This window comes from Parvibaculum sp. (genome assembly GCF_040882025.1).
Classification (GTDB): Bacteria; Pseudomonadota; Alphaproteobacteria; order Parvibaculales; family Parvibaculaceae; genus Parvibaculum.
On the sequence record NZ_JBBECC010000106.1, the window covers coordinates 2,539 to 28,401 of the forward strand.

A 25,863-nucleotide genomic window follows, 5' to 3' on the forward strand; every position below is an offset into this window, starting at 1 on the left:
CGTCATTTCCTTTCGTCCCTTACATCAGCACAACGATTGCACGGTCTGCCGCGCCAGCGCGTGCAGCGTCTCTTTCGTTTCGCCGGCGCGCGCTCTCACGGCGAGGCTGTGCAGAACGGACGCCGCGAGGCGTGCCAATGCGGCGGTGTCGGCATCGGGCGGCAGATGCCCTTCGGCTTTCGCCTTCGCGAATGGAATTTCAAGTCCCTTGTCGATATCCGCCAGCGCCGCATTCAGCGCCGCGCGAATGTCGGCGTCCATCGCGGCTTCTGCCGGCGCGGTGCAGATGATGAAGCAGCCGCGCGGACCGTCCGGGCCCGACATGTAAATCTCGATCGCCTCCCGATAAAAGTCGCGCAACGTCGCCTCGAGCGGTGCGTCGCTTTGCGCGCTGCGCGCGAGTGCGGCGCGCAATTGTCCGGCAAAGCATTCGAAGGATTTCAGGTAGAGCGATTTCTTGTCGCCGAACGCGGCATAGAGGCTCGGACGATTCATCCCCGTCGCCTCGGCCAGCGCATCGAGCGACGTCCGGCTGAAACCGTTCGCCCAGAATGTTTCCAGCGCCCGCCACAGTGCGACGTCTGGATCGTAGGCGCGCGGCCGCCCGCGCGGTTTTTCCGACATTTTTGTACCAATTCGCAAAAAATCATTGACGTCAGGCGTGTAGTCAATATTATTCGGATCGGTACAAAAATTCAACTCGCGGGAAACATTCATGGATCTCTATTTCGCGCCAATGGCTTGCTCGATCGCCACACGCATCGCTCTCTACGAGTCGGGGTTGGGCGAGGCCACCTCATTCCATCCGGTAGCGCTTGCGACCAAGCAGTTGGCGGACGGCTCCGACTTCCACGCAATCAATCCGAAGGGGCAGGTGCCGACGCTCCGGCTCGACGACGGACAGCTGCTCACCGAAGGTCCGGCCGTGCTGCAATATGTTGCCGACCGCAATCCGGATGCCGGTCTGGCGCCGGCCAGCGGAACGATGGAGCGCTACCGTTTGCAGGAGTGTCTCAACTTCATCGCGACCGAACTGCACAAGCAGGTGCTTGCCGCGATCTTCAATCCGGTATCGCCGTCAGAGGCGAAGGATTTTGCCCGCGACCAGTTGGCGCCGGTGAAGTTCGAGGTGCTGGCAGGGATGCTGAAGGGACGGCGCTATCTCATCGGCGAGCGCTTCACCGTTGCCGATGCCTATGCGGTTTTCGTTCTGACGCTGTGTGGATTTGCTGGCATCGATCGCGGCCGCTGGCCTGTCCTCGAAACCTACTACGCCGATCTTGCACAGCGTCCGAGCGTTGCGCGTGCGCTGTCGGAAGAAATGGCACTGATCAAAAAGGCCTGAACCTGTTTCGCCGGCGGCTGTCAGTCGCCGGTGCCGGTCGCGCGCGGTTTGGCGTCGAAGACCTCGTATTCATGCGCGATCGATCTTTCGATCAAGAGCCGCCACAGCGGTTCGGCAATTGCGCGCGACAGGCCCTCGCGGTCGGCTTCGACAAGCACTTTCTGCACAACCTCCTCGATCCGCGCCTCGTCGCGCACCCGCGTCCGCTCGCCCTTGATCGCGCCGGCCTGTTCGATATAGGTCTGACGCTCCGCCAGAAGCTTCACCAACTCGCGGTCGATCCGGTCGATCTCGCGGCGGACATCCGCCATGGTGTTGCACTTGACCATTCTCGTTTCGCCTTTCACGTCCGCCTCCCGCCTAAAATAGGCAGGTGGAACCGAATGTCACGGGGCCTCGCCGCCGCTCTTGGGGTATCGGTCTGCCGCAAATCGACGCGGAACGCCGCCTTTTTGCAATTTCCGCTTGGCGGCAGGGTCCCGCGCCCCTATATAAGCGGCTCAGCTTGTGAAATATATTAAATCACAAGTATTTCAAGTTATTTTAGTCCCAGGCGCGGGACAAAACCAGACGGAAGCCGGCCATGCAGCAGGAAACGATTTCGACGGATGCGGTCATCATCGGGGCGGGGCCGTGCGGCCTCTTCGCGGTATTCGAGCTCGGCCTGCTCGACATGAAATGCCATCTGATCGACATTCTCGACCGCTCGGGCGGGCAATGCGCGGAGCTCTATCCTGAAAAGCCGATCTACGACATTCCGGGTCTTCCGGTCGTCAGCGGTCAGGAACTGACCGACCGTCTGATGGAGCAGGCCGCGCCCTTCAAACCCGAATTCCACTACAACGAAATGGTCGAGGAACTCGAGAAGCTGCCCGACGGGCGCTGGCGGGTGAAGACCGATGGCGGCCTCGTGTTCGAAGCGAAGGTCATCGTCATTGCGGCGGGCGGCGGCAGTTTCCAGCCGAAGAAGCCGCCGATCCCCGGCATCGAGGCCTATGAGGGCAAGTCGGTCTTCTATGCGGTCAAGCGCATGGAAACCTTCCGTGGAAAGAACGTTCTGATTTCCGGTGGCGGCGACAGTGCGCTCGACTGGACGATCAACCTGCAGCCGGTCGTGGCCTCCATGCAGCTCATCCATCGCCGCGACGGTTTCCGCGCCGCGCTCGACAGCGTGAAGAAGATGCACGCGCTGGTGAACGAAAAGAAGATGCAGTTTCATCTCGGACAGATCACGGCGCTGCATGGCGACAACGGCCAGCTTGAGGGCGTCACCGTGAAGGGCAATGACGGTGCCGATTTCCAGGTCGAGTGCGACACGCTGCTGCCGTTCTTCGGCCTTACCATGAAGCTCGGACCGATCGCCAACTGGGGCATCAACCTCCACGAGAACCTGATCCCGGTCGATACCGAGAAGTTCCAGACCAACGTGCCGGGCATCTTCGCCATCGGCGACATCAACACCTATCCGGGCAAGCTGAAGCTCATTCTCTCGGGCTTCCACGAGGCAGCGCTGATGGCGCAAGCTGCGTTCCGCCACGCCAATCCGGACGCCAAGCTGACCTTCCAGTACACGACATCTTCGACCAGCCTGCAGAAGAAGCTGGGCGTCGCCTGAACCGAGCCGGGAGCCGAGGAATGCGTATCATTCTTGTGGACCAGGAAAACGTCGAGCACGGACTCGAGGCCGTGGAAGGCTGGCGTGTGATGGAGATCATCCGCGACTACGGCTTTCCGATCGTCGCCGAATGCGGCGGCGCCTGCGCCTGCGGCACCTGCCAGGTGGAAGTCGACCCCGAATGGACGGCGAAGCTCCATCCGCCGCGCGAGGACGAGCTCGACATGCTTGATCAGAATTACGGAAGCGACTGGTCGCGGCTTTCCTGCCAACTCATCATGTCGCCCGCGCTCGACGGGTTGCGGTTGCGTATCGCCGATGTGGCACTGAGCGAAGCTGCCTGAGGACTGGCGAAGAACGTTCGCAGGGTTCAGAGTAGAGCGCATGAGCCGCCGATTCACTTTTGCCTGTCTTGTTGTTCTTGCGTTCGTCATCGCGCCATTGCCGCGCGATGCGGCGTTTGCCGATCCGTTGTCCGGTGTCGTGCAGACAACGCTTTATTTCGGGCTCGATCTTGCGGATGGTGGCAAGGTCAACGAGCGCGACTGGACCAGGTTTCTCGCCGAAGTCGTGACGCCACGCTTTCCCGACGGGCTGACCGTGGTTGACGCATATGGGCAATGGCGCGATCCATCCGTCGAGGCGACGCCAATCCTGCGTGAAGCGACGAAGGTCGTTATCATCGTTCACGACGCGACGCCGGGTGCCGTGTCGGCCCTTGCCGACATCAAGACGGATGACATGGATCGTTTCGGGCAGAAGTCTGTTTTTCACACCGAGACGCCCGTTCGTGTCGTCGAGTAATCATCTCCGTATTGAGTTGTGCTTCATGCTGGCTAGCGAGCCATTCATTGAAAAAGAGTTCGAGATCTGGCCGGGGCGGTTGCTGTTTGCCGCCGCGGGCGACGGCGCGCGCGAGGCGCTCGACGCCGGCATGGATATGGCGCGGGACGTCTCATCGGCGCTGATAGCCGATGCGGAATTGCTTGCGAGCGGGTCGCCGGATGTGCTGCCACGCGGACAGGCCGGACGGCTTGCGCTGGAAGCTCATCAGGCGGTACGTGATGCATTGCCCGTCGAGGATCTGCCGCCGGCGCTGGCGGCGCTTCCGGGCGCTGTTTGCGATGTCGTTCTGGGAGCGATGCGTGAGAGAAGCGGTGCAGCCGTGACGGCGGTGTGGCTGGATGGCGTCATGGCGCTTCATCAGGATGCGGAGACGATGGCTCCGTCGCGAACCGGCTTGCCACCGGTACTTCACGAATTTTCCGTTGCGCTCGGTACGGGGCTGCAGGGCGGCGTTGCCATGGGTGGTATTCGCTCGTCGACGCCCACCTCGGGACTGGCCGATCTTGTGGCGGTGCAGGCGCGCAGTGCGGGGCTTGCCGGTCTCGTTGCTGCCGCGCTTGCCGATGCGGTAGAGGTGGTCAGCGCCGCGCGTGAGACGGGAGGTTCGCGCGACAAGCTCTTGCAGATGGGTTGGGCCGGCCGGCGCATGACGGGCGCAACAGGGTTGATCGAGCCGGAGGCGGTTTGGGAGGCGCTGTCGGCGGCAGTCAGGCGAGCGAATGTGCTGCGTGAAAAACGATTGTTGCGGGCGGCGGCGCTAGGGCTCAAGGGGCGCGGGCGAACTGTGGGTCCGGTCGACGGCGACCGGCTGTTGCGCTTCGGCGTTTCGGAGTGGCGCTAGAGGAGCGACGGCTGCATACTCCGCCCTATTCAATGCATGGGGACTTATCATGGGCTTTTACGAAAACCGGATCGTGCCGCATATCATCAATTGCGCTTGCGGGACCAAGCCGATCCGCTATCAGCGCAAGAAAGTGGTGCCGATGGCTGAAGGAACGGTTCTCGAAATCGGCATCGGCACGGGCCTCAACCTGCCTTATTACGATACGTCGAAAGTGACCAAGGTAATCGGGCTCGATCCGTCCGAAGCGTCGTGGAAACTTGCCGGCGAACGGGCGAAGGATTTGCCGTTTCCGGTCGAGTTCATCGGCTTGCCGGGCGAACAAATTCCGTTCGACGACAAGAGCGTCGACACCGTGCTCTGTACCTTCAGCCTTTGCACCATTCCCGATCCTGTGACCGCGCTTGAGGGCATGCGCCGTGTGCTGAAGCCGGGCGGCAAGCTCGTTTTCTGCGAGCACGGTGCGGCACCGGACGAAGGCGTGGCGAAGTGGCAGGACCGTATCAACCCGGTGTGGAAGGTGCTGTTCGGCGGCTGTAATCTCAACCGCAAGATGCCCCGGCTTATCGAGGAAGGCGGCTTCCGCATCGCCGATCTGCAAACCATGTATCTGCCCTCGACGCCGCGCTTTGCCGGCTTCAACTATTGGGGCGTGGCGCAAGCCTGAGCGCGTTTCGCGGAGATTCTTCGATGTCGTTATCCGTTATCGGCGCCGGTTTCGGACGCACGGGAACATTGTCGCTGAAGCTGGCACTGGAGCAGCTCGGTTTCGTGCATTGCCATCACATGATGGAAGTCTTCGGCAATCCGGATCAGGCGCCGGTCTGGCATGCGGCGGCGCGCGGCGAGAAAGTCGATTGGGACAAACTTCTCGAGGGCTATCGCGCTAGTGTCGACTGGCCCAGTTGTTATTTCTGGCGCGAGCTTGCGGCGCATTATCCGGATGCCAAGGTGATCCTTTCGACACGCGATCCGCAGCGTTGGTACAAGAGCATTTCCCAGACGATTTTCAGGGTGATGGCGGACGAACCGCCGGGGCAAGGGCCGGGGCGGGACACGCTCGACATGGCCAAATATGTCGTGCGCGAAAAGACCTTCGGCGGATGCACGGATGAGGCGCATGTGCTCGATGTTCTGGCGCGACATGAAGCGGAAGTGAAGCGGACGATCGCGCCCAGCCGGCTGCTTGTGTTCGATGTGGCCGAAGGCTGGGAACCGCTTTGCCGGTTTCTGGGGGTCGCCGTGCCGGAAGGGCCGTTCCCGCGCACCAATTCCACCGAGGAATTTCTGGCGATGTCGAAAGAATAGGCCGGCTTGACCTGGAGGCATCGAGAGTTTAGAACAAAACAGGAACAAAGGTCTTGCTCCATGCCGTCGCTCCTGCAGCAGAATGCCAAAGCCGCGCTTGTCGCCGATCTCAGGGCCCGGATCATCGGACCGCCTGCCGGATTCGAGACGACAGGGAACGGGCGCTTCGTGCCGCTGGGCGTGGGAGCGATCGACGCGGTGTTGCCGGGTGGCGGATTGAAGGCCGGTGCGCTGCATGAAGTGGGTGCCGAGGATTATCGCGACATGGGTGCGGCGACGGGTTTTCTGGCGGCGCTTGCCGTGCGTCTTGCCGAGAACGGGTCCATGCCGGTGCTCTGGTGCGGTTCGGCGCAGTCCTCTTTCGATATTGGCGCGCTTTACGGGCCGGGGCTTGCCAGCTTCGGGTTCGACCCGGCGCGGCTCGTGCTTGCGCTTCCGGCCTCCGTCACGGATTGCCTGTGGACGATGGAGGAGGCATTGCGGTCCGGCGCCTTTGCCGCCGTTATCGGCGAGGTGGACGGGCGCACCACCGCACTCGATTTGACGGCGACGCGGCGGCTGCAGTTTGCGGCGGAAGAAAAGGGAACGCCGGCGCTTCTGTTCACGGGGCATAATGGCGGAGCGGCAAGTGTAGCCGTTACACGCTGGCGCATTGCCGCTCTTCCGGGCGCAGTCATTCCGGATACGGAGGCGTTTGACGGACTGGCCGGCGCGCCGTGCTGGCGCGTGGCGCTGACGCGCGTGCGTGGCGGTGTACCGGGGGCATGGAATGTGGCGTGGCATGCGGCCGACAGGCGCTTCGCGCTTGCCGATATGTCGGCATCTGCGCCAAGGGAGAAGCGGCTCACGTCAGGCGATGCGAGTGTGGTGGCGTTCAGGCAAAGTGCCTGAGCTACCAGCGTCGGTAAGGATAAGGATGGGGGTAATAGCCCGGCCAGGGTCCCCAGAAAGGCGGCGGCGTTTGCGCGCGACGCAATGCCTGCGTGTTTTCCTCTTGGGCGCGAATTTCCTTCAGCTTCAACTGACAATTGGCAAAGGCGTCGGTGTCGGGCGTGAAGCCAAGCCGTTCGCATTCGGCGCTATCGGCTTGCGTCTGTGCGGCGGCGCGCGCGGCCTGTTCCTGCGGACTTGCACAAGCTGCGAGGGTGAAAAGCCCCATAAGGACCAGAGTTGTTTTCGCGATCTTCATGCGAGCCTCCTCTCGTCGCGTCAGAACCCTTTACTGACGCCAATACCCACGCCGAAACCGATATTCGGCGAGCGGTTGCCTTCTTCCTTCGCGCGGATTTCCTTCATCTTCAGCCGGCAATTGCCGTAGGCCTCGGTGCCGGGTTCGAAACCGAGATCGGCGCAGTTCCTGTGATCGATGGCGTCGAGGCGCGCCTGCTCGGCTTCCTGGTCGGCGCAGGCGGCCAATGCCAGCGGCGCGAGAAGCGCAAGAAGGATGAGCGGATGCTTCGTCATGTGCGATGCCTTTCAAGTGTGGCAGAGCCTCATCTTATGCCTGTTTCAGGCAAAAACAGGGCGGCCGAAATTCGACTCGCCTTTGGAGCGGGGTTGAGTCAAAGTGATTGTTCTCTTTTTGTTCTTTTGGCGAGCCTTTCCGGCTATGTGTGTCGAGGAGAAAAGGCGGATCGCCGCGCTTTGGCTGCCCCACTGGCCGGTGGAGCGGCTGCACCGCACGCACAAGCGGACGGGTGGCGAGGTTTCGGTTCCTGAGATGCCGCTGGCGCTGGCTGTACCGGGCCAGGGAGGCGTGCGCGTAACCGCGCGCAACAGGGCGGCGGCAGCAGCCGGTATCGTGCCGGGGCAGCTTGTGCCCGATGCAATGACGCTCTGTCCGACGCTCGACTTGCGGACTGCCGATTTTGCCGCCGACCGGGCGATGCTGACGCAGCTTGCGCTCTGGTGCGGACGCTACACACCCTGGACGGCGGTCGACCCTGTGGGAATTGGTGAGGAGCCCGACGGTCTCCTGCTCGACATCAGCGGCTGCGATCATCTGTTCGGTGGGGAGATGGCGCTTGTTGCCGATTTGCGGCGGCAGCTTCGGGGGCTCGGGTTGACGGTGCGGGTGGCGGTTGCCTCGACGCCGGGTGCGGCCTGGGCATTGACGCGGTTTGGCGAGGCGCCTGCTTTCATTCTGCCGCCGGGAGAAGAGGCGACGGCGCTCGAAAGGCTGCCGGTGGCCGCCCTCCGGCTTGCGGATGCGACGGTCGACGGACTGATGCGGCTCGGCCTCAAACGCGTGGGCAATCTCTATGACAAACCGCGGGCCCCCATTGCGGCACGGTTTGGGTCCGAGGTGGCGCTGCGTCTCGACGAAGCACTGGGCTTTGCGCGCGAGCCGATTTCGCCACTGCGCCCGCCCGCGCCTTTCCGTGCGCGCGGAATTTTTGCCGAAGGGCTGACGCGGACCGAAGACATTGAAGAGGCGGTGCGGCTTCTCGCCGGCGAGCTTTGCCGATTGCTCGCGCGTGAACGGCAAGGTGCACGCCAGCTCGAACTGACGCTCTTTCGCGCCGATGGCGAGGTGACGCGGCTTTTCGCCGGCACGGCTGCCGCTTCGCATGATGCTTTGCATCTGGCGCGGCTTTTTCGTGAAAAGCTTGCGCAGGCAGGCGACGATTTCGATGCGGGCTTCGGCATCGAGGCGGCAATGCTGGCTGCGACTACGACAGACTCGCTTGCACCCGCGCAGGATAGTTTTGGTGCCGAGGGCGCGAGCACGGAAGCATTGATGCAAATCATCGACCGGCTGGGCGCCCGATTGGGGCATGATCGTGTTGTCAGGCTCGAACCGCGGGCAAGCCACATTCCCGAACGTGCCGTCGCTTCCGTTCCGGCGCTCAAGGGGGCGGCGCCGGCGATGCGCGGCTGGAAGGCACAAGTCGAAGAGCAGATGGCGGCGGCGTTGACAGGGCGCCTCGCCCGGCCGTTGCGGCTTCTGGCGCGGCCGGAGCCTGTTGAAGCGGTTGCCGAAGTGCCGGAAGGGCCGCCGCGCATTTTCCGCTGGCGGCGTGTCACGCATCGGGTAACGCGGGCCGAGGGACCGGAGCGGATTGCGCCCGAATGGTGGCGGCCAGGCAGCCGGCGGACACGTGACTATTACCGTGTGGAGGACGCTGAGGGGCGGCGCTTCTGGCTCTATCGTGATGGGCTTTACCTGCGCGACACGGAAGGGCCTCGCTGGTATTTGCACGGGGTTTTCGAATGAGTGTGTCATTCGCCGAACTCGCGATTGCGACCAATTTCAGCTTTCTACGTGGCGCGTCGCATGCCGACGAACTGGTGCTGGCGGCAAAGGCGCAGGGGCTTGCCGCCATCGGCGTTGCCGACCGCAACACGCTGGCCGGTGTCGTGCGCGCGCATGCGGCGGCGAAGGAAGCGGGCTTGCGGCTTCTTGTTGGCGTGCGGCTTGTGACGCTGGATGGTTTTGAGATCATCGCCTATCCGCAGGACCGCGCCGCCTATGCGCGGCTGACGCAGCTGTTGACGCTTGGCAATCGGCGTGCGGCCAAAGGGCAATGTCACCTGACGCTTGCCGATGTGCTGGAACATAGTGCCGGGCAATGTTTCATCGCCATGCCGCCGCCAGTGCCGGGCAAGGATTTCGTTGCGTCGCTCGCGCAACTCGCGCAAGCCTTTCCGGGTTTGGTCTGGCTCGGATTGACGCCGCTCTACCGCGCCGACGACAAGCGGCGTTTCGTTCTGCTCGACAGCATGGCGCGAGAAGCAGGCGTTCCGCTCGTCGCCACTAATGACGTTCTTTATCACACGCCGGACCGCAAACCGCTGGCCGATGTCGTGACTTGTGTTCGTGAGCATTGCACGCTCGCGGAGGCGGGATTTCGCCTCGAAGCGAATGCCGAACGGCATGTCAAAAACGGGATAGAGATGGCGCGGCTTCTCGCCCATGCGCCGCAGGCGCTGGCTGCGACGCGCGACATCGTTGCGCGCTGCACATTCTCGCTCGATGAGCTTCGTTACGAATATCCGGCCGACAATTTCTCCGAACACGAGACGCCGCAGGAACTTCTCGAAAGGCTGACATGGGAAGGCGCGTGGGCGCGGTTCCCGGTCGGTATCGACAACAAGATCGAAGTGACTATCGCACATGAGCTGAAGCTGATCGGCGAAATGAACTATGCGCCTTACTTTCTCACCGTGCACGACATCGTGCGTTATGCGCGGGAGAAGGAGATTCTCTGTCAGGGGCGTGGCTCGGCCGCCAATTCCGCCGTCTGTTTCTGCCTCGGCATCACCTCGGTCAATCCAACCGAGATAGATCTTCTTTTCGAGCGCTTCGTGTCGAAGGACCGCAATGAACCGCCGGACATTGACGTCGATTTCGAACATGAACGGCGCGAGGAAGTGATCCAGTATATCTACGAGAAATACGGGCGGCATCGCGCAGGCATCGCCGCGACCGTCATTTCCTATCGTTCGCGCAGCGCCATTCGCGATGTCGGTAAAGTATTCGGTCTGTCGGAAGATGTCGTGACCGCTTTGTCGCGCTCGACATGGGGCTGGTCGAACAGCGGCATCTCCGAAAAAGACGCGCGGGAAGCCGGGCTCAATCCCGGCGACAAGAGCTTGCAGCAGGCGCTGGTTCTGGCGCGGGAGCTGATCGGCTTTCCGCGCCATTTGTCACAGCATGTGGGCGGTTTCGTCATCACAAAAGGGCCGCTTGAAGATGTCGTACCGATCCAGAATGCGGCGATGGACGATCGCACCTTCGTCGAATGGGACAAGGATGATCTCGATACGCTGGGCATACTCAAAATCGATGTTTTGGCACTCGGTATGCTGAGCTGCATCCGGCGCGCTTTCGATCTTCTCGACAAGCATTACGGCGTAAGAATGGGGCTTGCCGATGTGCCGCAGGACGACAAGGGTGTTTACGACATGCTGTGCGAGGCAGATGCCATCGGCGTTTTCCAGGTCGAGAGCCGCGCTCAGATGTCGATGCTGCCGCGGCTGAAGCCGCGCTGCTTTTACGATCTTGTGGTCGAGGTGGCGATTGTCCGGCCGGGGCCCATTCAGGGCGACATGGTTCATCCTTATTTGCGAAGACGCAATGGAGAAGAGGAGGTCACTTACCCTTCCAAGGTTCTGGAAGATGTGCTGCGCAAGACCTATGGCGTGCCGCTTTTCCAGGAGCAGGCGATGAAGATCGCGATCGTCGCGGCGGGCTTTACGCCCGGTGAATCCGATCAGTTGCGGCGCGCCATGGCGACGTTTCGCAAGTCTGGTACGATTGGTATGTATCGTGACAAGTTCATCGCTGGCATGCTTGCCAACGGGTACGAGGCTGATTTCGCCGAACGCTGCTTCAAGCAGATCGAGGGCTTTGCCGATTACGGCTTTCCCGAAAGCCATGCCGCGAGTTTCGCGTTGCTGGCCTATGTTTCCGCATGGCTCAAGCATCATTATCCGGATGTATTCTGCGCGGCGATCCTCAATGCGCAACCGATGGGTTTTTACGCCGCCGCACAGCTTGTACGCGATGCGCGGGAGCATGGCATCGAGATATGCGAGGTCGACGTCAATCACAGCGACTGGGACTGCACGCTGGAAAAGGCGAGCAACGGGAAATGCGCCGTCAGACTCGGCTTCCGGCAGGTGAAGGGGCTGCAGGCGGAAATGGGAGAAACAATCGAGAGGACACGAGGTGCGGGCTTCGATTCCGTGCGTCATTTCTGGCTCCGGACGGGACTCAAGCCGGCCATCATCGAGCGGCTGGCGGATGCCGACGCCTTCCGTTCGCTCGGACTCGACCGGCGGGGCGCGCTCTGGGCTGTGCGCGGGCTTGGCGGTTATGGCGGCGGGGGCGGTACCGGCAAGCAGCCCGCGGCCCTGCCGCTGTTCGCCGCGCTGGAGGAGGGAGGGTTCCAGCGCGAGGAAGAAATAGTATTGCCGGCCATGCCGCTCGGCGAGCATGTGGTGCTCGACTATGCAACGCTTCGGTTATCGCTGAAGGCGCATCCGATTTCCTTCCTGCGGTCGCGTTTTGCGGCGCGGCGTGTCATATCCAATATCGGGCTCAAGACAACCGAGGCCGGCCGCCGCGTGACGCTGGCGGGGCTGGTGCTGGTGCGCCAGCGGCCGGGGACGGCGAGCGGCGTCATTTTTGCGACGCTCGAAGACGAAACGGGTATCGCCAACATTATCATCTGGCCGAAACTCTTCGAGGCGCGGCGGCGCATCGTCATCACATCGAGGCTTTTGCTGGTGCGTGGGCGGGTGCAGAAGGAAGGGATTGTCATTCATGTCGTGGCCGATGAGCTCGAAGATCTGACTTGTGAACTGGCCGGGCTCTCGGAGATCGGCGATATCGGCGAGGCGGCGCTGTCGCCGGTGGACGAGGTGAAGCGGGCATCGCGTGACCCGCGCGAGACAGCAACCGCCCGGCACGAGGAGCGGCGCTTGCGCGCGGCGCGTTTCGTGCCGAAGAGCCGCGATTTTCACTGAGCTGATTTTTGTCGCAGCACCATGAATTGTGCGGCGCTTCCGGCAACCTCCGTAACCACGAAAAGCCACAGCACCGGCGTCGCGCCGAGCACGATCGCATAGAGAATTAGTGCCGTCACAACAAGGCGCGCGCGAACATCCATCTGTGCCAGTTCAGCCTCCGGACGGCGCAACCGCGCCATTGCCCAGAGAACGCCCAGCACGCCCATGATATGAACGAACATCAGCCCAAAGGGCCCCGTCTCGAACATGACCGACGGCGTGTCTAAACCGAGCCATCGGTCGATAAAATAGAGCAACGCGATCACCGCTTCGGCGATGAAGGGCAGGGCGAAGGGCAATGTGATCGCCAGATCGGCCCAGGCAAAACCCCGGATCACCCTTGCCTGTGTCTCGTTCGCGTTCATCTCTCTTCCCCCTTGATCCTCGATGCGACACTCCGCCCGTGCGGTCCGCACGCATCTTCCCGCCGACTCTGCTATACAAGACGCCATCTGTGAACAGTCCAGCGAGCGGCGGAGGCATTTTGCGACAGCGCACGATCTGGGGTGGCGGCGTTGCCCTCGCCATTCTTCTGTTGGCCGCGGTCTATTTCCTGTTTCTGCGCGCGCCGGCCGTTCAGACGGCAACGCCAACGCGCGGGACGGCCGTGGAGGCCGTTTACGCCACGGGCACGGTTGAGCCCGTCGCTTACGCACGGGTCGGCACAAAGATTTCCGGCCGGCTGACTGAAGTTCTGGTCAAGGAAGGTGAAGATGTTGGTGTCGGGCAAATTCTTGCCGTCATCGAGCCGAGAGAGGAAGTCTCGCGTGTCCAGGAACTCGATGCACGACTGAAACTTGCCGCCGCCGAACTCGAACGCACACGCAGCCTGCGACGCTCCGGCCATGTGAGTACGTCGACGCTCGACCAGGCGCTGACCGCTCATGCCGCCGCCGATGCCGCCCTAAAAGGCGCCAAGGCACGGCTTGACGAACATTTTTTGACGGCACCCATTGCCGGTACGGTTCTGCGTTCCGAAAACCAGCTCAAGATCGGTGATATGGCGCAGCCCGGCCAAGTGCTTTTTATGGTCGGCGATGCGGCAGCTCTGCAAATCGATGCCGAGGTTGACGAGGAAGACATTCTGAAAGTCGCGCGCGAGCAGAATGCATTGATCCGTGCCGACGCATTTGCGGGGCAAGTCCTTGACGGGACAGTCAGCGGTATCACGCCACATGGCGACCCGGTGGCGCGAACATACCGTGTCTACATCGAACTCCCGGCAAACACGCCGCTCGTTTCCGGGATGACGACCGAAATCAACATCGTCGTGCGACGCGAGGAAAATGCCCTGCTTGTGCCGCTGTCGGCGATGGTGGGGACCTCCGTCTGGGCCGTTGAAGAGGGACGGGCACGACTTCAGCCGGTGACGCTTGGTGCGGTCGGCAGCACTGAAGCAGAAATCGTCTCCGGCCTGTCGGATGATGACATCATTATTGTCGATCCGCCTGCGGGGCTCGCCGAGGGCAAGCGCGTGCGGCCGCGCGGCGGCAGCTAGGAGCGTTCATGTTCTGGGGCGTCAGCATGGGCATCGCGGCGGCACAACTTCGCTACAGACGCCGCCAGACCATCGTCTCGACGCTTGGTGTCGCGCTCGGGGTAGGATTTTTTGTTGCCACGTCTGCATTGATGTCGGGCTCCGAGAAGGACATGGTGCAGCGCCTTCTCGACAACGCGCCGCACATTACCGTCAAGGACGAGTTCCGGGCCGCTGCACCGCAGCCGGTTTTCATCGCCTTTCCTGAGGGCGCAATTGCGCTTTCCAGCACCAAGCCGCGTGAATATTTGCGGGGCATCAAGAATCATGGCGCGAAGGTCGAAGAGCTTTCGCGGCAACCGGGCGTTGTCGCCGAGGCAGCGTTGATGGGACAAGCCATCATTCGTTATGCATCGAAGGATGCGAGTGCAGGTATCGCAGGGGTCGACCCGGAGAAGGAGCGATTTCTCACCACCATCGAGTCCGACATGCAACAGGGAAGCCTGATGCGTCTCAGAACCTCCTCGCAGGGTATCGTGATCGGACAGGGAATGGCCGTCCGGCTCGGGCTCAGCATGGACGATCTTGCAACCGTTGTTTCGCCGACGGGGCTTGTCCGGCGTATGAAGGTGGTCGGCATTTTTCGGACAGGCAACCTGCTGCTCGACGAGGGGCAAGCTTATATGCTGATCAAGGATGCGCAGGTGCTGCTCGACAAGCCGTTCATTGCCAATCGTATCCGCATAAAGATAGCCGATCCCGACACGGCCGAGGATATCGCCGCGCAGCTTGAAAGCCGCTGGGGCTACCGAACCGAATCCTGGCAGGAGGTCAATCGCGATTTCCTCGGGCTTTTCATCATTCGCAACACCATCACCTATTCGATTGTCGGCGCTATTATGGCTGTCGCCTCGTTCGGGATTTTCAACATCATCTCGACAGTTGTGATGGAGAAGCGGCGCGATATTGCCATTCTGATGTCGATGGGATTCCGAGCGGGCGATATCGAACGGATATTTCTCGTGCAGGGCGTCTTCGTCGGCATGATCGGCATGGTATTCGGCTGGATGCTCGGACTTGTGCTGCTGCAGATGCTTGGCTCGGTCGAAATTTCGGTGCCCGGCCTCATGGATACGCAGAAGTTGCCGCTCGAAAAGGGACCTTTCCAGTTCGGGGTCGGTGGGCTTTTTGCTCTTGTCTCAGCCGTTGCCGCCGCGTGGTTCCCGGCGCGGAAAGCGGCGCAGGTGCGCCCCGTCGACATTATCCGGGGTGCGACATGAATGTCGCCGACGCTGGAGAGACCCCGGTCATTGAGCTTCGCGGCGTAACGCGCATCCTCCAGGAGACCGTGCCGGTGACGCTGGTGCACGACATTGATCTCATCATCCAGCGCGGCGAGTTTGTCAGCGTCACCGGGCCGTCTGGTTCCGGCAAATCGTCGCTTCTCTATCTGCTCGGGCTTCTCGACTTGCCGACGCGAGGTCAGGTCCTGATCGATGGTGTGGACACGTCGGGTTATTCGTCCGACCGGCTCGCCGACGTCAGGCTCGCCAAGTTGGGTTTTGTGTTCCAGTTCCATTTCCTGCTGCCGGAATTCACCGTGCTGCAGAATGTGACGCTGCCGATGATCAGGCTGGGGCGGCTCGATGAAAAGGCGATCCGCGAGCGCGGTATGGCGCTGCTCAGGGACTTCGAGATCGACGATCAGGCCAGGAAACGGCCGGACCAGCTTTCAGGTGGGCAGCGCCAGCGCGTCGCAGTCGCCCGGGCGCTCGCCAACGATCCGGCCGTGATCCTGGCCGATGAGCCGACCGGCAATCTCGACACGCGCAACAGCGAGATCGTGCAGGGTATTTTCGCCGATCTGGCGGCGGCGCAAGGGCGCACCGTCATTGCTGTCACACATGATCAGGATTTCGCGTCTTCGGCGCCGCGCAACGTGCATCTGATCGACGGACGGATCGACAGCGATGTGAGGCGCTAGCGGGGATGCTGCGCGGTCCAGAAACCGAAGGGACCGTAACGCGTGCGCGCATAGGCCGTTTCCTCGATATTCTCGAAGCCTGCCTCCCGTATCAAGAATGGCAGCAACCCGTGAATGCTGTCGGCGGTTGTCTCGAAGCCGTCGAGCAACTGGATTGTCAGAAAACGGATGCGCTGCGGCCAGTCGCGGGCTTCGGCCCAGTCGGCGATATGCAGCATGCCGCCTGGTTTCAGCAATGTCATCGCGCTTGCCATGGCGCCTCGTTTTCCCTCGCGTGTCAGGTGATGAAACATCAGGCTTGTCGCGATCTTGTCGAATGAGCCGGGCACAAGTTCGGGATGCGCGGGCGGATGGTCGGCAAAACCCTCGATGAAATGCGGCGCGGCGGGCAGTGCGGCGACCTTGTGCCGGGCGCGGGCGAGCGTTGCCGGATCGGGGTCGAGGCCGAAAATCCTGGCGTCCGGCGCGGCCTCCGCGAGGCGCTGCGTCAAGCTGCCTGTGCCGCAGCCCATTTCAAGGATCCGTTCACCCGCTGTGGGCGCAACCTGCCGCGTGAAGGCCGCGCGCCAACGGTCCTCGGCGCCCATCAGGCGCACCGCCGCATCGTAGACGGGCGTCAGCGCGCGAAACCCGAGCGCCGCGACGAAACGATCCTCCGATTTTTCCGTGCCGGTCATGGCGGTCTCCCTTCTGGTTGGCCGGGAGACTAGATGTCTGGTGGTTGTCCATCTTTCGTGATAATGACAAGAAATATCGCTTATCGGACAGAAATCAGGCAATGCGGCGGCTGGCAACATCTCTGGCGCTCGACCTTCTGCCACGGACAGGGGTGGAGTTGCACGCCCATCGGCGTCATCAGGTTGCCATAGCCGATGGCGGTTGCTTCACCGCGATTGCGGAGGGTGCGGCGTTCATCGTTCCGGCGGCGCGGGCGATCTTCATTCCGGCCGGTGTGCCGCATGCGATCCGTAACAATGCCAGGACGCGTCTATGCGGCGTCTATCTGGCGCCTGAAACAGGGGCGTCGTTGCCGACGTGCTGCACGCTCCTTGCGGCATCGGCGTTGCTGTCCGAACTGGTGCGGGCCGCGATGGCGCTGCCGGAGGATTATGCGGCTGACGATGCGTCGGGGCGGCTGGCCGCGGTCCTTGTCGACCAGGTGGTCGCCGCGCCGCGGCTCACGCAGGGCCGTGTGCCTATTCCCGATCATCCGCGGCTTGGAACGATTGTCACGGGTCTCATCGACAATCCCGCTGACGGGCGTTCGCTCGGCGACTGGGCGCGTGTGGCCGGCGCGAGCCCCCGGACATTGCTCCGGCTGTTTCGCGCCGAAACCGGCCTCGGATTCGAGGAATGGCGGGCGGAGCTTCGCGTCTCCACGGCCATTGCATGGTTGTCGGAGGGCCGCCGCGTGACCGATATTGCCTTCGATCTCGGCTATGAGAGCCCGAGCGCCTTCATCGCCATGTTCCGGCGGCGGACCGGCGTCAGCCCGCGCAGGTTCGCGGCCCGTTAGCGCGACAGTTCGCGCATCGCCTGGTCGAGGCCTTCCAGCGTCAACGGGAACATACGTTCGCCCATGATCTGCTTGATGATTTGCAGAGAAGGCGTGTATTCCCAATGCCTTTCCGGGATCGGATTGATCCAGACGCAGCTTTCGTAGATCTGTTTGACGCGCTCGAGCCAGATGCCGCCGGGTTCCTCGTTCCAGTGCTCGACCGAGCCGCCGGCATAGGTGATTTCGTAAGGCGACATGGTGGCGTCGCCGACGAAAATCACTTTGTAATCAGAGGGATACTTGTGGAGGACGTCCCAGGTCGACATTTTCTCGGCGTGGCGGCGGCGGTTGTCCTTCCAGACGCCTTCATAAAGACAGTTGTGGAAGTAGAAATATTCGAGGTTCTTGAATTCGGTGCGCGCGGCCGAGAAGAGTTCCTCGCAGAGCTTGATATGGCTGTCCATCGAGCCGCCGATATCGAAGAAAATCAGCACATTGATCTTGTTTCTACGCTCCGGCCGCATGATCAGATCGAGATAACCTTGATGCGCGGTCGCCTTGATTGTGACGTCGAGATCGAGTTCCGTCGGCGCGCCCTCGCGCGCGAAGCGGCGCAGGCGGCGCAGGGCCACCTTGATGTTGCGGGTGCCGAGCTCGATCTGGTCATCGAGGTTCTTGTATTCGCGCTTGTCCCAGACCTTCACGGCCTTGCCGTGACGGCCTTCCTTCTGGCCGATGCGGATGCCTTCGGGGTTGTAACCATTTGCACCGAAAGGAGAAGTTCCGCCGGTGCCGATCCACTTGTTGCCGCCCTCGTGGCGCTCCTTCTGTTCCTCGAGGCGCTTCTGCAGCTCCTCCATGATCTTTTCCCAACCGCCCAGCGCTTCGATCTGCGCCTTCTCTTCTTCGGTGAGGAATTTTTCGGTCAGCGCCTTCAGCCATTCTTCCGGGATGTTGGCGATATCGCCGTCGCCGACCAGCTCCAAGCCCTTGAAAACATGGCCGAAAACGACATCGAACTTGTCGAGGTTACGTTCGTCCTTCACCAGCGAGGCGCGGGAGAGGTAGTAGAAATCCTCGACCTTGCGGTCGATGACGTCCGCGTCCAGCGCCTCGAGCAGGGTCAGGTATTCGCGCAGGCTGACCGGCACGTTGGCTTTTTTGAGTTCATGGAAGAAGTGGACGAACATGAGCGTTTTCCGGGCTTTAAAATGGCTTGTTGGCGGCAGTCTAGGGCTTATGGGGGACGGTTTGAAGGGGTGCAGGCGGTTCATTTGTGAGAGCGCTGGCAGGCAGATTTGACGGATTTTCCGTGCGCTGCGCGCGCGATCGCGTCCGGGGCCCGAATAGCTGTCCGGTTTCAAGGCGTTGGCGCGCGGAGCGGAAGCTCTTTCGCAACGACTGTCACACGATTGTCAAAAAACTGTCACAAACGGCCGAAATTATCATCTGTATACGGATCAATGGAAAGGTTATCACCGCATAAATCGAAAGTTATTCCCGCCTCCGGCAAGCGTGCGGCGGCGGCGCGAAATCCGGGGATAAATAAATTCGTCAAAGAGCGATGAAAAACTTATCCCCGGTGTCTTTAACTGTCCAACCATCCGCGTCCGGGTGTCGCGCAGGCACGCAACGAGGGCGGCGCGCTACTCGTTCTTCAACGCCTGCAGGAAGAGCCAGTCGGTCGGCTTGCCGTCATAGCCGCTGCCGCCGGTTTTCTCGATTTCGATCTGCTGCCATGGGGCGCTGGCGGCGAGCCGCGCGGCGAGTTCGTCTTTCGTGGGATAGTTGTAGTAGCGGCCGAGATCGTCGCGGCCTTCGGCATCGCCGCTCTTGAAGCTTGCGAAGAGACGGCCGCCCGGCTTAAGGGCGCGGTGAACACGGGCGAGGATGTCCGCAAGACTCGCCGCCGGCACGTGAAGCAGCGATGCATGGGCCCAGACGGCGTCGAAAGCGGCGACGTCCTCGATCTCCTCGAAGCGCGCGATGCGCACGGGTTTGCCGAGGAGGCGGCTTGCGATGGCGGCAAGACCGGCAGAGCCGTCGAGCGCCGTCACCTCGAAGCCCGCTTCCATCATGGCCGCCGAATGACGTCCGTCGCCCGAGCCGAGGTCGAGGACATGCGCCCCCGGCGCCAGGCGGGCGAGGAAAGCGCCGAGCGATCCGCTGACATTGGTCCTGTCTCCGCGCGCCGCGTAGGCTTCCGCTTCCGCGTCGTAGAAGGCAAGTGTCCGCGGATCGCTCAGTTCCGCCATTTTCCGCCGAACCTAGTTCCGTTCGCGGCGCGCCAGGAAGGCGAGGCGTTCGAAGAGGTGGACGTCCTGTTCGTTTTTCAGCAGCGCGCCGTGGAGCGGCGGGATCAGCTTGGTGGGATCCTTCTCGCGCAGGGTCTCGGGCGAGATGTCTTCCGACAGGAGGAGCTTCAGCCAGTCGAGCAGTTCCGAGGTCGAAGGCTTCTTCTTCAGGCCCGGCACTTCGCGGATCTCGTAGAAGATGTTGAGCGCTTCCTGGACGAGCTTCCCCTTGAGGCCCGGGAAGTGGACGTCGATAATGGCGCGCATCGTGTCTTCTTCCGGAAACTTGATGTAGTGGAAGAAGCAGCGGCGCAGGAAGGCGTCCGGCAGCTCTTTTTCGTTGTTGGAGGTGATGATGACGATAGGACGCTGCTCGGCCTTGATGGTCTCGTTCGTCTCGTAGACGTAGAATTCCATCCGGTCGAGTTCCTGCAAGAGGTCGTTCGGAAACTCGATATCGGCCTTGTCGATTTCGTCGATCAGCAGCACGGGGCGCTTCTCTCGCTCGAAGGCCTCCCAGAGCTTGCCCTTGGAAATGTAGTTGCGGATGTCATGCACGCGCTCGTCGCCGAGCTGGCTGTCGCGCAGGCGCGAGACGGCGTCATATTCATAAAGACCCTGATGGGCCTTGGTGGTCGACTTGATGTGCCAGGTGATCAGTTCGGCGTCGATCGCCTTCGCCACTTCCTCGGCCAGCACCGTCTTGCCGGTGCCCGGCTCGCCTTTCACCAGCAGCGGGCGCTGCAGCGTGATCGCCGCGTTGACCGCCACACGCAGGTCGTCGGTGGCGACGTAATCCTTCGTTCCCTCAAATTTCATCGAACTGGCTTTCCCCTGGGACGCGGCAACGAACGCTTTCCAAGCGCCGGCCTCCGCTAACCGAATTGCTGAACGGCTGAGAAACTAATGTGTGACCTGAGCCGGTTCAAGGAAAAGGCCTGTGCGCCGCCGGCCGCGGGTCCCGACGCGTTCGAACGGGCAGGGGCCGCGGCCGGCGGCGCCCTTGCGGCAATTTTTGCCGGGCAGGGGGCAGGGGCTGCAGAGCGCCGGAATGGTTAATGAATTATAACATATTGATTTTACTGATAAAAACAGGTGGCCCGCTCCTTGCTCCTTGGCTGGCAGCACGTGTTCCGCAGAGCCCCTGCCGGAATTCACCGCATGGAGAAGAGCCCATGAGTTTCTTTGGATCGATGAGCACCGCGATTTCCGGCATTCGTGCCCAGGCAAGCGCGCTCGGTCACATCTCGGACAATATCGCCAACTCGCAGACGGTCGGCTTCAAGCGTACCGATACGAGTTTCAACGACATCGTGACGGCGTCGACCAGCCGCAATCATCTGCCGGGCGCGGTTCTGGCGGCGCCGGCCTTCACCAATTCGGTGCAGGGCTCGATCGATGCCTCGGAAGTGCCGACGCATATGGCGATCAACGGCGAGGGTTTCTTCATCGTTTCGTCGGCGATCGCGACCGTCGACAACCAGCCGGTCTTCGACAACGTCAATTACTACACGCGACGCGGCGACTTCGCGATGGACAAGAACGGCTATCTCGTGAACGGCGCCGGTTACACGCTGCAGGGGCTCGAGATCGATCCGGTTACCGGCAATCCGGTGGGCGACACGCCGGGCCGCATCCAGATCGATCGCGACTTCCTGGCGGCGCGGCCGACCTCTTCGATCAGCTACACGGCCAACCTGCCGCTATGGCCGCAGACGGTCAATGCCGATCCGGATATCGCCGACAGTGAGCTTCTGACAGTCGGCCGGTTTACGCCGCCGCTCGCCGATCTTTCGGCGATCCCCGCCAATGGCGAGAATATCTTCCTCGACAACTCGCTCTCGGGCGGCGCGATCACTGGCTACGACGCGCTTGGCGCGCCGGTCAACGTCCAGCTTCGCTGGGCGAAGATCGACAATGCGGCCGGTGGCGGCGACGAGTGGAACCTGTTCTACAAGACCGACGATGCCGCGGTGGGCGGCGCCGACAAATGGCTCAATATCGGCCAGTCCTATGCCTTCGATGCGCAGGGCCGCCTTGCTCCCGCCGTCGACGCGACCACGATAACGGCGCTCACGGTCGACGGGATCAATCTCGGCGACGTAACGCTCGATCACGGCGCCTCCAACATCACGCAGTTCAGCAACAGCGCCGGTACCGTTTCCGTCAACACGATCGACCAGAACGGCTATCCCTCGGGCGAGCTCGTCAGCATCGCCGTGTCGGAAAACGGCCGCATCGCCGGCACCTATTCGAACGGCAAGACGGTGGACATCGCCGAAGTGTCGCTCGCCAGATTCAACGCAACCGACAAGCTGAGGAAGCTCGACGGCACGGCCTTTGCGGCGACGCAGGAATCGGGCGAGCCCATTCTGGGCGCCGGCGGCGACATCATCGCCTCGGCGCGCGAAGCCTCGAATGTCGACATCGCGGACGAGTTTTCCAAGCTGATCGTGACGCAGCAGGCCTATACGGCCGGTACGCGCATCGTGACGACGGCCGACGAGCTGATCCGCGAAACGCTGAACATGAAACGCTAACAGACATGGCGGCGGGCGCTCCGTTTGACGGTGCGCCCGGCGCCGAAGTTCCGGTTCCTCGTTCCCAGGTTGCCAGATGACCCTTTCCTCCGCACTCGGCGCCGCATTGAGCGGATTGAATGTCGCCCAGTCGGGTATCGACGTCACCGCGCGCAACATCGCCAATATCGGTACGCCCGGCTATACGCGGAAAGTGCCGAACCAGGTCAACGCGCTGGCGGGCGGCGAAGGCATCGGCGTGCGGCGCGAAGCGGCGCAGCGGCAGATCGACGAGTTCCTGCAGCAGCAGATGCGCGTGGCCTCGGCCGGTGCGGCGAGCCTCAATGTCAAATCCTCCATGCTCGGCCGGGTCGACGCCCTGTTCGGCGATCCCAGTTCCAACAGTTCGATCGCCGGGTCGATCGGTGCGCTGGCGACGGCGCTGCAGGAGCTGGCCGGAAATCCCGAGTCGCCGGCCGCGCGCCAGTCGCTGCTCAACCAGGCCGGCAATCTCTCGGCGCAGCTCAATACGATGTCGCATACCGTGCAGGACATGCGGCTCGAGGCCGAGCGCAACATCGCCGCCGCGGTCGAATCCGCCAACTCCCTGCTCAAGACGATTGCCGAGGTCAACAACCAGATTGCGCAGCGCCAGGCCTCCAGCCAGTCGGTCGGCGACCTGCAAGACCAGCGCGACCTGGCCATCAACGAGTTGTCGCGGCTGATGGACGTCAAGGTCACCAATCGCGACGACGGGACGGTGACGATTTTTACTTCGGGCGGGCAATTGCTGCTCGACCGGACGGCGGTGGAGCTCAGCTTCAACGAGCAGACGCAGATCGACGCCACATCCTCGCTCGCCAATGGCGGCGTCGGCACGATTACGCTGAGCTCGGGCAGCACGACCGTCGATCTCATGGCGGCCGGTGCGATCCGCTCCGGCGCGATCGCCGGTTATATCGAAATGCGCGACACGGTGCTGACGCAGGCGCAGGCGCAGCTCGACGAGCTGGCCGCGCAACTGGCGCTGTCGCTGTCGCAAGAGACGCTGCCGGGCGATGCCGTCGTGGCCGGCGCCGCGGAAGGCTTCGAGCTCGATACGGCAGAGATGCTGCCCGGCAATTCGATGACCCTGAGCTATACGGTCGGCGGCATTCCGAGCACAGTGACGATTATTCGCGTCGAGGATCCGGCCACGCTGCCGCTGACCAACGCGGCGACGGCCGATCCCAACGACACGGTGGTCGGCATCAATTTCAACCAGCCGATGGCCGCCATCGTCGCGGATCTGCAGGCGGCGCTGCCGGTCGATGTCGTGGTTTCCAACCCCTCGGGCGAGGTCATCCGTTTTCTCGACGACGGGCTTGCCGGCAACAGCGATATCGATGCGCTGTCGGCGACCATAACGCCGGCGGGACTTGCCGACGGCAGCACGGGGATGGCGCTTTTCGTCGACGGGCCCGCAGGCACAATTTTCTCGAACAGTCTCGACAATCCGCCGCAGAAGACCGGCTTTGCGAGCCGCATCCAGGTCAATCCGGCGGTCATTGCCGACGACACGCTGCTTGCCGCCTACGATACGGGCGTGCCGCTCGGCGATTCGGCGCGGGCGCACGATCTTCTCGAACGGCTGACCGGGGAGAGCCGCTATTTCTCGCCGGAATCGGGCATCGGCGGCACGGCCTCGCCTTTCAACGGCACCATCGACGGTTTCGCGCGGCGCCTCGTTTCGTTCCAGTCGTCGCAGGCGGCCAACGCCCAGCGCGACGCGGAAGCACAGCAGATCGTCCATTCGTCGCTCCAGGACCGGTTCGACGCGCAGACCGGCGTCAATATCGACGACGAAATGTCGAACCTTCTGCTGCTGCAGAACGCCTATTCGGCCAATGCGCGCGTCATCACCACCGTCAAGCAACTCTTCGATGTGCTTATGAGCATCGGCAGGTAATCAAATGCAGGTTTCAACGCTCTCCCAGTCCCTGGCGCTGCGCAGCTCGATCAATTCGATGCGGGCGCAGTTCGACGATCTTCAGCGGCAGCTCGCGACGGGCCTGAAGGCCGACTCCTATGCCGATCTCGGTACCGACCGCAATCTGGTGCTGTCGCTGTCGCATCAGTTGAGTCAGCTCCAGACCTATACCAACACGATTTCGCAGACGCAGATGCGCGTGGAAGTCTCGTCGGATGCGCTGACGCGCGTTTCGCAGATCGCCGCCAGCATGAAGACGACCAACATGACCACCGGCTTCGAGCTGGTGAACGGGACACAGACCAGCGCCCAGGTGACGGCGGCGATGCAGTTCGACGAAGTCATCAACCTGCTCAATCTCCAGATCGAGGACCGTTATCTCTTTGGCGGCCGCGACACGCAGACGCGGCCGGTGGCGGTGCCCGATGCGATGATGAACGGGACGGCCGACCAGGCCGGTCTCAAGCAGTTCATCGACGAGCGGGCCCAGGCCGATCTCGGCGTCGACGGCCGGGGGCGGCTTACCCTCGGCCTTGCCGGCGCGACAGTGACGCTGGCGGAAGACGCCGCGCCCAGCGTGTTCGGTTTCAAGCTCGATGGCGTCGCTTCGACGCTGACCAATGCCACGGTCAACGGACCGGCCGGCGCGCCTCCCGAAATCGAAGTGGATTTCACCGGGGTGCCGCTCGCCGGCGAAAGCGTGATGCTCGACCTCACGCTGCCCGACGGGACGACGACGCGGGTGACGCTGACCGCGACGACCGACAATCCGCCGGCCGCCGGAGAGTTCACCCTCGGCGCCGATGCGGCGACGACCTCGGTCAATTTCCAGGCGGCGCTCGATACGGCGATCCAGAGCGAGGCCAACACGAGACTGAAGGCCGCCTCGGCCGTGGAAGCGGCCAATAATTTCTTCGACTATGCCAATGGCGGCGTGCCGCAGCGCGTCGACGGGCCGCCCTTCGGTACGGCAACGGCGCTGCGCGACGCAACGCAAGCCGATACGGTGTTCTGGTACAGCGGCGACCAGACGGGCGTTGCCGGCAACAACATGATCGCCAAGATCGACGACGGGCGGCAGATCGCCTATGGGGCGCGGGCCGACCAGGCAGCGATCCGCGACACGCTGAAGGCGGCGGCGCTGATGACGGCGGTCGAATATACCGGCGCCGATCCGGAGGAGGTTCATTCCTACAAGGCGCTGACGCAGCGCCTGGGGACCGTGCTGAATTTCGAGAGTACGCCTTCGGTCGAAAGCATCGTGACCGGGCTCGGCCTGACGGCGGCGACGCTCGCCAATACGCAGGACCGGCACGACACGATGATGGCGACCGCCAACGAGCTGCTGGGCGATATCCAGAACGCCGATCCCTACGAGGTGGGCGTCAAGCTGACGACGTTGCAGACGCAGCTCGAGGCGAGCTATCAGGTGACGGCGATGCTGTCGCGGATGTCGCTGGTCAATTATTTGTAGGCGGGACGATACAGAGGCGAAAAGGCCCGCTTTCGATGCGGGCCTTTTTTATTGTCCGTGCGGGTTTTTCGGGGCGCGTCATTGCGAGGGCTTGACCCACTGCTGTCCGGCTATGCGAACTCGGCTGCGTGGGGTGTTGCATTTTCACAACCCAAACCGTCATGGCCCGCTTTAGGC

The 25,863-nt window shown here is 62.4% G+C and carries 26 protein-coding genes; 17 read left to right on the forward strand and 9 right to left on the reverse strand.

Annotation, left to right across the window (positions count from 1 at the left end):
- Positions 1-24 precede the first annotated feature (24 nt).
- Positions 25-624, reverse strand: coding sequence for a TetR/AcrR family transcriptional regulator (locus tag WEB61_RS07625; RefSeq protein ID WP_368063736.1), 600 nt, complete (start codon positions 622-624; stop codon positions 25-27).
- Between the two features lie 91 nt (positions 625-715).
- On the opposite strand from WEB61_RS07625, the gene WEB61_RS07630 reads away from it, so the two are divergent.
- Positions 716-1,345 carry a glutathione binding-like protein gene (locus tag WEB61_RS07630; RefSeq protein WP_368063737.1) on the forward strand — a complete coding sequence of 210 codons (630 nt, stop codon included), beginning with the start codon at positions 716-718 and terminating at the stop codon, positions 1,343-1,345.
- Positions 1,346-1,365: 20 nt separating this feature from the next.
- Here the strand turns inward: WEB61_RS07630 and WEB61_RS07635 are convergent, their stop codons facing one another.
- The gene (locus tag WEB61_RS07635) at positions 1,366-1,692 is read right to left on the reverse strand and encodes a chorismate mutase (protein ID WP_368063738.1); all 327 of its coding nucleotides are present in this window, start codon (positions 1,690-1,692) and stop codon (positions 1,366-1,368) included.
- Between the two features lie 236 nt (positions 1,693-1,928).
- On the opposite strand from WEB61_RS07635, the gene WEB61_RS07640 reads away from it, so the two are divergent.
- The 7 genes from WEB61_RS07640 to WEB61_RS07670 are packed head-to-tail and all read left to right on the forward strand — an operon-like array spanning position 1,929 to position 6,846.
- Positions 1,929-2,960: an NAD(P)/FAD-dependent oxidoreductase gene (locus WEB61_RS07640; protein ID WP_368063739.1), complete on the forward strand. Its 1,032-nt coding sequence runs from the start codon at positions 1,929-1,931 to the stop codon at positions 2,958-2,960.
- 20 nt (positions 2,961-2,980) lie between these two features.
- Positions 2,981-3,304: a 2Fe-2S iron-sulfur cluster-binding protein gene (locus WEB61_RS07645; RefSeq protein WP_368063740.1), complete on the forward strand. Its 324-nt coding sequence runs from the start codon at positions 2,981-2,983 to the stop codon at positions 3,302-3,304.
- 40 nt (positions 3,305-3,344) lie between these two features.
- Positions 3,345-3,764 (forward strand): DUF3574 domain-containing protein, encoded by a 420-nt coding sequence (locus WEB61_RS07650; protein WP_368063741.1) that lies wholly within the window; start codon positions 3,345-3,347, stop codon positions 3,762-3,764.
- A 25-nt stretch (positions 3,765-3,789) separates the two neighbouring features.
- Complete coding sequence (locus WEB61_RS07655) at positions 3,790-4,647, forward strand: hypothetical protein (protein WP_368063742.1); 858 nt, start codon at positions 3,790-3,792, stop codon at positions 4,645-4,647.
- A 49-nt stretch (positions 4,648-4,696) separates the two neighbouring features.
- A complete protein-coding gene (locus WEB61_RS07660; RefSeq protein ID WP_368063743.1) occupies positions 4,697-5,314 on the forward strand; it encodes a class I SAM-dependent methyltransferase in 618 nt (205 codons plus the stop codon).
- A 23-nt stretch (positions 5,315-5,337) separates the two neighbouring features.
- Positions 5,338-5,955, forward strand: coding sequence for a sulfotransferase family protein (locus tag WEB61_RS07665; RefSeq protein WP_368063744.1), 618 nt, complete (start codon positions 5,338-5,340; stop codon positions 5,953-5,955).
- Positions 5,956-6,015: 60 nt separating this feature from the next.
- A complete protein-coding gene (locus WEB61_RS07670; protein ID WP_368063745.1) occupies positions 6,016-6,846 on the forward strand; it encodes an ImuA family protein in 831 nt (276 codons plus the stop codon).
- 1 nt (position 6,847) lies between these two features.
- Here WEB61_RS07670 and WEB61_RS07675 read toward each other — a convergent pair whose 3' ends face one another.
- On the reverse strand, positions 6,848-7,144 hold the full coding sequence (locus WEB61_RS07675; protein WP_368063746.1) for a hypothetical protein: 297 nt from the start codon (positions 7,142-7,144) through the stop codon (positions 6,848-6,850).
- Between the two features lie 20 nt (positions 7,145-7,164).
- Complete coding sequence (locus WEB61_RS07680; RefSeq protein WP_368063747.1) at positions 7,165-7,419, reverse strand: hypothetical protein; 255 nt, start codon at positions 7,417-7,419, stop codon at positions 7,165-7,167.
- A gap of 145 nt (positions 7,420-7,564) precedes the next feature.
- Here WEB61_RS07680 and WEB61_RS07685 point away from each other — a divergent pair, with 145 nt between their 5' ends.
- Positions 7,565-9,172, forward strand: a complete 1,608-nt coding sequence (locus WEB61_RS07685) for a DNA polymerase Y family protein (RefSeq protein ID WP_368063748.1) — start codon at positions 7,565-7,567, stop codon at positions 9,170-9,172.
- A complete protein-coding gene (locus WEB61_RS07690) occupies positions 9,169-12,429 on the forward strand; it encodes an error-prone DNA polymerase (RefSeq protein ID WP_368063749.1) in 3,261 nt (1,086 codons plus the stop codon). Before WEB61_RS07685 ends, WEB61_RS07690 begins: the two co-directional genes overlap by 4 nt.
- Here WEB61_RS07690 and WEB61_RS07695 read toward each other — a convergent pair.
- Positions 12,423-12,836, reverse strand: coding sequence for a hypothetical protein (locus tag WEB61_RS07695; protein ID WP_368063750.1), 414 nt, complete (start codon positions 12,834-12,836; stop codon positions 12,423-12,425). The genes WEB61_RS07690 and WEB61_RS07695 overlap by 7 nt on opposite strands.
- A gap of 119 nt (positions 12,837-12,955) precedes the next feature.
- Here WEB61_RS07695 and WEB61_RS07700 point away from each other — a divergent pair, with 119 nt between their 5' ends.
- The 3 genes from WEB61_RS07700 to WEB61_RS07710 are packed head-to-tail and all read left to right on the forward strand — an operon-like array spanning position 12,956 to position 15,932.
- On the forward strand, positions 12,956-13,969 hold the full coding sequence (locus WEB61_RS07700) for an efflux RND transporter periplasmic adaptor subunit (protein WP_368063751.1): 1,014 nt from the start codon (positions 12,956-12,958) through the stop codon (positions 13,967-13,969).
- Positions 13,970-13,977: 8 nt separating this feature from the next.
- Entirely contained in the window at positions 13,978-15,228 is a 1,251-nt protein-coding gene (locus WEB61_RS07705) for an ABC transporter permease (protein WP_368063752.1), read from the forward strand.
- Positions 15,225-15,932 (forward strand): ABC transporter ATP-binding protein, encoded by a 708-nt coding sequence (locus WEB61_RS07710; RefSeq protein WP_368063753.1) that lies wholly within the window; start codon positions 15,225-15,227, stop codon positions 15,930-15,932. Before WEB61_RS07705 ends, WEB61_RS07710 begins: the two co-directional genes overlap by 4 nt.
- Here the strand turns inward: WEB61_RS07710 and WEB61_RS07715 are convergent.
- Positions 15,929-16,609, reverse strand: a complete 681-nt coding sequence (locus WEB61_RS07715; protein ID WP_368063754.1) for a class I SAM-dependent methyltransferase — start codon at positions 16,607-16,609, stop codon at positions 15,929-15,931. The two genes, WEB61_RS07710 and WEB61_RS07715, sit on opposite strands and share 4 nt — an antisense overlap.
- Positions 16,610-16,710: 101 nt before the next feature.
- Between WEB61_RS07715 and WEB61_RS07720 the strand changes: the two genes are divergently transcribed.
- The gene (locus WEB61_RS07720) at positions 16,711-17,448 is read left to right on the forward strand and encodes a helix-turn-helix transcriptional regulator (RefSeq protein ID WP_368063755.1); all 738 of its coding nucleotides are present in this window, start codon (positions 16,711-16,713) and stop codon (positions 17,446-17,448) included.
- Here the strand turns inward: WEB61_RS07720 and WEB61_RS07725 are convergent.
- The 3 genes from WEB61_RS07725 to WEB61_RS07735 form a co-directional block, all read right to left on the reverse strand.
- Entirely contained in the window at positions 17,445-18,620 is a 1,176-nt protein-coding gene (locus WEB61_RS07725) for a VWA domain-containing protein (RefSeq protein ID WP_368063756.1), read from the reverse strand. The two genes, WEB61_RS07720 and WEB61_RS07725, sit on opposite strands and share 4 nt — an antisense overlap.
- Before the next feature lie 456 nt (positions 18,621-19,076).
- Positions 19,077-19,685 carry a class I SAM-dependent methyltransferase gene (locus WEB61_RS07730; protein ID WP_368063757.1) on the reverse strand — a complete coding sequence of 203 codons (609 nt, stop codon included), beginning with the start codon at positions 19,683-19,685 and terminating at the stop codon, positions 19,077-19,079.
- Between the two features lie 12 nt (positions 19,686-19,697).
- Positions 19,698-20,543: an AAA family ATPase gene (locus WEB61_RS07735; RefSeq protein WP_368063758.1), complete on the reverse strand. Its 846-nt coding sequence runs from the start codon at positions 20,541-20,543 to the stop codon at positions 19,698-19,700.
- Positions 20,544-20,899: 356 nt separating this feature from the next.
- Here WEB61_RS07735 and WEB61_RS07740 point away from each other — a divergent pair, with 356 nt between their 5' ends.
- The 3 genes from WEB61_RS07740 (at position 20,900) to WEB61_RS07750 (ending at position 25,686) form a co-directional block, all read left to right on the forward strand.
- A complete protein-coding gene (locus WEB61_RS07740; protein ID WP_368063759.1) occupies positions 20,900-22,264 on the forward strand; it encodes a flagellar hook protein FlgE in 1,365 nt (454 codons plus the stop codon).
- Positions 22,265-22,340: 76 nt separating this feature from the next.
- Positions 22,341-24,191: a flagellar hook-associated protein FlgK gene (gene flgK, locus WEB61_RS07745; RefSeq protein WP_368063760.1), complete on the forward strand. Its 1,851-nt coding sequence runs from the start codon at positions 22,341-22,343 to the stop codon at positions 24,189-24,191.
- A 4-nt stretch (positions 24,192-24,195) separates the two neighbouring features.
- On the forward strand, positions 24,196-25,686 hold the full coding sequence (locus tag WEB61_RS07750; RefSeq protein ID WP_368063761.1) for a flagellin: 1,491 nt from the start codon (positions 24,196-24,198) through the stop codon (positions 25,684-25,686).
- The last annotated feature ends 177 nt before the right edge of the window (positions 25,687-25,863 follow it).

Bases quoted from the DNA above. Each gene is read 5' to 3' on its own strand.
- WEB61_RS07625 (WP_368063736.1), bottom strand. From the start codon at position 624: ATGTCGGAAAAACCGCGCGGGCGGCCGCGCGCCTACGATCCAGACGTC.
- WEB61_RS07630 (WP_368063737.1), top strand. From the start codon at position 716: ATGGATCTCTATTTCGCGCCAATGGCTTGCTCGATCGCCACACGCATC.
- WEB61_RS07640 (WP_368063739.1), top strand. From the start codon at position 1,929: ATGCAGCAGGAAACGATTTCGACGGATGCGGTCATCATCGGGGCGGGG.
- WEB61_RS07645 (WP_368063740.1), top strand. From the start codon at position 2,981: ATGCGTATCATTCTTGTGGACCAGGAAAACGTCGAGCACGGACTCGAG.
- WEB61_RS07650 (WP_368063741.1), top strand. From the start codon at position 3,345: ATGAGCCGCCGATTCACTTTTGCCTGTCTTGTTGTTCTTGCGTTCGTC.
- WEB61_RS07655 (WP_368063742.1), top strand. From the start codon at position 3,790: ATGCTGGCTAGCGAGCCATTCATTGAAAAAGAGTTCGAGATCTGGCCG.
- WEB61_RS07660 (WP_368063743.1), top strand. From the start codon at position 4,697: ATGGGCTTTTACGAAAACCGGATCGTGCCGCATATCATCAATTGCGCT.
- WEB61_RS07665 (WP_368063744.1), top strand. From the start codon at position 5,338: ATGTCGTTATCCGTTATCGGCGCCGGTTTCGGACGCACGGGAACATTG.
- WEB61_RS07670 (WP_368063745.1), top strand. From the start codon at position 6,016: ATGCCGTCGCTCCTGCAGCAGAATGCCAAAGCCGCGCTTGTCGCCGAT.
- WEB61_RS07675 (WP_368063746.1), bottom strand. From the start codon at position 7,144: ATGAAGATCGCGAAAACAACTCTGGTCCTTATGGGGCTTTTCACCCTC.
- WEB61_RS07680 (WP_368063747.1), bottom strand. From the start codon at position 7,419: ATGACGAAGCATCCGCTCATCCTTCTTGCGCTTCTCGCGCCGCTGGCA.
- WEB61_RS07685 (WP_368063748.1), top strand. From the start codon at position 7,565: ATGTGTGTCGAGGAGAAAAGGCGGATCGCCGCGCTTTGGCTGCCCCAC.
- WEB61_RS07690 (WP_368063749.1), top strand. From the start codon at position 9,169: ATGAGTGTGTCATTCGCCGAACTCGCGATTGCGACCAATTTCAGCTTT.
- WEB61_RS07695 (WP_368063750.1), bottom strand. From the start codon at position 12,836: ATGAACGCGAACGAGACACAGGCAAGGGTGATCCGGGGTTTTGCCTGG.
- WEB61_RS07705 (WP_368063752.1), top strand. From the start codon at position 13,978: ATGTTCTGGGGCGTCAGCATGGGCATCGCGGCGGCACAACTTCGCTAC.
- WEB61_RS07710 (WP_368063753.1), top strand. From the start codon at position 15,225: ATGAATGTCGCCGACGCTGGAGAGACCCCGGTCATTGAGCTTCGCGGC.
- WEB61_RS07715 (WP_368063754.1), bottom strand. From the start codon at position 16,609: ATGACCGGCACGGAAAAATCGGAGGATCGTTTCGTCGCGGCGCTCGGG.
- WEB61_RS07720 (WP_368063755.1), top strand. From the start codon at position 16,711: ATGCGGCGGCTGGCAACATCTCTGGCGCTCGACCTTCTGCCACGGACA.
- WEB61_RS07725 (WP_368063756.1), bottom strand. From the start codon at position 18,620: ATGTTCGTCCACTTCTTCCATGAACTCAAAAAAGCCAACGTGCCGGTC.
- WEB61_RS07730 (WP_368063757.1), bottom strand. From the start codon at position 19,685: ATGGCGGAACTGAGCGATCCGCGGACACTTGCCTTCTACGACGCGGAA.
- WEB61_RS07735 (WP_368063758.1), bottom strand. From the start codon at position 20,543: ATGAAATTTGAGGGAACGAAGGATTACGTCGCCACCGACGACCTGCGT.
- WEB61_RS07740 (WP_368063759.1), top strand. From the start codon at position 20,900: ATGAGTTTCTTTGGATCGATGAGCACCGCGATTTCCGGCATTCGTGCC.
- flgK (WP_368063760.1), top strand. From the start codon at position 22,341: ATGACCCTTTCCTCCGCACTCGGCGCCGCATTGAGCGGATTGAATGTC.
- WEB61_RS07750 (WP_368063761.1), top strand. From the start codon at position 24,196: ATGCAGGTTTCAACGCTCTCCCAGTCCCTGGCGCTGCGCAGCTCGATC.